Origin of the sequence: Ralstonia flaminis, assembly GCF_958415495.1 — a bacterium.
GTDB classification, from domain to species: Bacteria; Pseudomonadota; Gammaproteobacteria; order Burkholderiales; family Burkholderiaceae; genus Ralstonia; species Ralstonia flaminis.
Map to the genome: position 1 here is coordinate 1 of NZ_CATZLL010000033.1, position 4739 is coordinate 4739.

Sequence of the window (4739 nt, forward strand, 5' to 3'; positions counted from 1 at the left end):
TCGTAGCCGGCCGAGACCGACGCGAACATCTGGCGCCCGTTGCGCTTGCCGGTGGCGAAGTCGCTGGCGTCCGTCACCCAGCGGCGCGAGTCGAAGCTGAGCGTGCCGAAGCCCGCCACGCCGTCCACGAACAGCGACGGCTGCGGACGGTAGCTGCCGTACAGCGCCAGGCTGTAGCTGTCACCCGTGCTCTTGGTGCCGGCGTTGCCGATGTCGGTGGAATCACGCCCATAACCGAAGCCCGCGCCCACCGAGAGCTGATCCGACACGCGGTAGTCCGCACCCGCGGTCACACCGCCTGTGGTGAAGCGAAAGCCCGAACGCTGCGTGCCAGCGTTGGCGAAGCCGAAGTCCAGCGTGCCGGCGCTCCAGAACGCGAGGCGCGGGTCGGTGCTGTCCGCACCGGTGCCTGCGGCATCGGCGCCCGGCAGGTCGGGGCCGGTGTCGGCGTTGGACTTGTCTGCGCTGGCATCCTTTGTTGCGTCGGGATTGCGCTTGCCGCGCGTGAGCGAGCGGCCCGGGCCGTCACCGCGCAGGCAGGCGTCACGCGCGGCGATGCCGACCACGTCCTGGCAGCGCGCCTGCGCATCGGCCGCGCGCATCCCCGGCAGGGCCACCGTCAGGCCGTTGTCCGAGGGCGCATGGCCGGAGCCGTGCAGCGCTTCGAGGCGGCGGTTGTAGTTGTCGATCTGCGTGGTCGCAAAGCGACGTGCCGCCTGGATCTGCGCGTTGATGAGGCCCGCCACATCCGGATCGGCCGACGGATCCTTGCGCGCCGTCACGCTCACCTGCACCGTGGCCGGCATGGACGTGGCGTACGCGTTGGACAGCGTGTACGTCAGCACCACCGGGCCGCTGTACGTGCTCGACGGCGTGAAGTTCAGCACGTAGGTCGATGCCGCCGCCGCTGGGGCCTTCACACCGGCCGGCGCTTGCACCGCCTTCTGCACGATGCTGGCCGTGCCCGCGTTGGACGGCACCACTGACAACAGCGTCGCGCCGGTGAACGGCCCACCCGTGGCGCCTTCGGTCAGGTCCACGCTCATTGGCTGGCCAGACGATGTGGCAGCCTGCTTCTGCGCCACCGCAATCGGCACCCCGTTGACGTTGACCGTCACCGGAATCGGCGCCGACGTGCCCGCCGTGTTGATCAGCGCGTAGGTGAAGTTGACCGCGCCCGAGGTGGTCAGCGCTGGGGTGTAGACGATGTCCAGTCCGTTGATCACGGCCGTACCGCTGGCCGGCGGGCTGACGATGGCGATCGACGAGAACGGCCCGCCCGTCGCATTGGCCGTTGCGTGCACCGTGACCGGTGCGTTGGATAGCGTCGTCGTGGTGATCGCCGGTGCGGTGCCGATCACCTGGCCCACCACGAGGGTGTAGCTGCGCGTGCCGAAGTACGGTGCGCCGGTGCCGGTGCTGCTGTCGGTGGCCCGTACGGTGAAGGTGCTGGAGCCCAGCGCGGTGGGCGTGCCCGAGACCACGCCGGTGCTGGCGTTCAGGCTCAGGCCCGCCGGCAGCGTGCCGCTGGACACCGCGTACGTGTATGGCGCGGTGCCGCCCGTGGCGCTGAAGGTCTGGCTGTAGGCCGTGGTGACCTGGGCGGCCGTCACGGCGGCGGGGCTGACCGTCACCGTCGGCGCGCCGATGCTAACGCTATAGGCACGGCTGGCGGTGAAGCTGTTGGCGTCGGTGGCGGTGACGGTGAAGTTGAACGTACCGCCCGCCGTGGGCGTGCCGGAGAGCACACCGGACGAGCTCAGCGTCAGGCCGGTCGGCAACGCCCCAGCAGTGACGGCGTAGGTGTACGGCGCGGTGCCGTTGCTGGCGTTCACGGTCTGGCTGTACGCCGTCGCAATCGCCGGGTTGGGCAGCGTGGCCGGCGACACCGCAATGGTGGGCGCAGACACCGTGAGCGTATAGGTGCCTGTCACAACGTACGGGCCGCTGCCGGAGCTGCTGTCGGTGGCCGTTACGCTGAAGTTGACCGTGCCTGCCGTGGTGGGTGTGCCCGACAGCGTGGCCGTACCGGTATTCCAGCTCAGGCCCGTGGGCAAGCTGCCACTGTTGACCACGAAGGTGTAGGTGTACGGACCCGTGCCGCCACTCGCACTGAAGTTGCGGCTGTAGGCCGTGCCTGCCACGCCGTTGAGTGCGCCGGAGGCCGGCGTGATCGCCATCGTGGGAGATGCCACCGTCAGCGTGTAGGCGCGCCCGGCTGCGTACGGTGCGCCGGTACCGGTACTGCTGTCGGTACTCGTCACCGTAAAGTTGAAATTGCCGCCAGCGGTCGGCGTGCCCGACAGCACACCGGCCGACGACAGCGTCATGCCTGCAGGCAATGTCCCCGCCGTGACCGCATACGTGTACGGTGCCGTGCCACCGCTGGTCGACACGCTCTGCGAGTAAGCCGTGCTCACCGTGGCACCGGGCACCGTGCTTGGGCTCACGGTGAGGGTGGCGGCACCGACGGTCAGGCTGAGGCTGCGCGTGCCGGTGTAGCTGTTGGCGTCGGTCGCCGTGATGGTCAAGTTGAAGGTGCCGCCGGCCGTGGGGGTGCCGGAGAGGGTGCCCGTGCTGCTGTTCAGGCTCAGGCCCGCAGGCAGCGTACCGGCTGTGACCGTGTAGGTGTACGGCGCAGTACCGCCGCTGGCCGATGCCATCTGGCTATAGGCCACACCCACCGTGCCTGCAGGCAACGACGACGGCGACACGATGATGGTAGGCGCAGCCGCGGTCAGCGTATACGTGCCGGACGCGGTGTAGGGCCCTGTGCCCGTCGAGCTATCCGTGGCGGTGATCGTGAAGTTGACCGTGCCAGCGGCCGTGGGCGTACCGGCCAGCGTGCCGGTGGCCGTGTTGAACACAATGCCGGTCGGCAGCGTGCCGGAATTGGTACTGATGCTGTAGTGGTAAGGCGCGGTGCCACCGGCCATGGAGAACGTCTGGTTGAAAGCCTGGCTAAGCGTAGCGTTCAGGCTGCCCGAGGATGGTGTGAGCGTCAGCGTGGGCGCATTCAGCGTAATCGAATACGCCTGGCTGCCAGAGAAGCCGTTGCTGTCGGTAGCCCTGAGCGTGAAATTGAACGTACCACCCGCCGTCGGCGTGCCGGACAGCGTACCGGTTGAACTGAGTGTCAAGCCTACAGGCAGGGCGCCCGCCGTGACGGCATACGTGTACGGCCCGTTGCCGCCACTGGCGCTCACGGCCTGGCTGTACGCCGTCGCAATCGCCGGGCTGGGCAGCGTGGCGGGCGCCACCGCAATGGTGGGCACGGACACCGTCAGTGCGTACGTGCCGGTCACCGCGTACGGGCCGCTGCCGGAGCTGCTGTCGGTGGCCGTTACGCTGAAGTTGACCGTGCCTGCCGTGGTGGGTGTGCCCGACAGCGTGGCCGTACCGGCATTCCAGCTCAGGCCCGTGGGCAAGCTGCCACTGTTGACCACGAAGGTGTAGGTGTACGGACTCGTGCCGCCACTCGCACTGAAGTTGCGGCTGTAGGCCGTGCCTGCCACGCCGTTGAGGGCGCCGGAGGCCGGCGTGATCGTCAGCGTGGGCGACGCAACGCTCAGCGTATAGGCGCGGCTGCCGGTGTATGGCGAACCCGTGCCGGCGCTGCTATCCGTGGCTGTAACGGTGAAGTTGAAGGTGCCGCCCGCCGTTGGCGTACCGGACAGCACGCCCCCCGTGGTCAAGGCCATGCCTGCCGGCAGCGAGCCCGACGTGATGACATAACCGTAGGGCGCCGTACCGCCGCTGGCCGTGATGGTCTGGCTATAGGCCGTGGCAATGGTGGCCCCGGGCAGCGTGGTCGGGCTCACCGCAATGGTAGGAACACTGACCGTCAGGCTGTACGCGCGCGCGCCGGTATAGCTGTTGGCATCGGTGGCCGTGATGGTGAAGTTGAACGTGCCGCCCGCCGTGGGCGTGCCCGACAAGCTGCCGCCGCTGGAGAGCGTCAGCCCCGCGGGCAACGCGCCGCTCGTCACCGCATAGGTGTACGGCGCGGTGCCACCACTGGCCGAGACCGTCTGGCTGTAGGCCGCGCCGACCGTCGCTGCGCTCAGCGTGATGGGCGACACGCTGATGGTGGGAGCCGCGGTGGTCAGCGTGTACGTACCTGAGGTGGTGTACGGCCCCGTACCTGTGGAGCTGTCCGTACCGGTAATGGTGAAGTTGACGGTGCCCGTGCTGGTGGGCGTACCTGATAGCACGCCAGTGGTGCTGTTGAACGACACTCCCGCGGGCAGCGTGCCGGAGTTGACGCTGAGGCTGTAGTGGTAGGGCGCCGTACCGCCGCTGGTGCTGAACGTCTGGCTGTAAGCGACCCCAGCCGAGGCGCTGAGGCTGCCCGATGCCGGCGTGATCGACAACGTGGGCGCATTCACCGCAAACGAATACGCTCGACTCCCCGTGTACGGGCCTGCACCGCCGGAGCTGTCGGTAGCCGTTACCGTGAAATTGAATGCCCCACCTGCGGTGGGCGTGCCCGAGAGCACGCCACCCGAGCTCAGCGTCATGCCCGAAGGCAGCGAACCTGACGTGACTGCGTACGTGTACGACGCCGTACCGCCGCTGGCCGACACGGTCTGACTATAGGACGTGGCCACCGTTGCCATGGGCAGCGAAACAGGCGACACGCTGATCGTGGGCGCATTGATGGTCAGCGTGAGTGGGCCGCTGGTGGCCGAGAACGGACCGGTGCCGGTGCTGCTGTCGGTGGCGGTCACGGTGAAGTT

The 4739-nt window shown here is 68.4% G+C and carries 1 protein-coding gene; it reads right to left on the bottom strand.

Features of this window, described 5'->3' with window-relative positions; all coding sequences use genetic code 11:
* Positions 1-4739 (bottom strand): beta strand repeat-containing protein (locus tag R2N11_RS26280; protein ID WP_430715484.1); only part of this gene is annotated, 4739 nt, incomplete at both ends.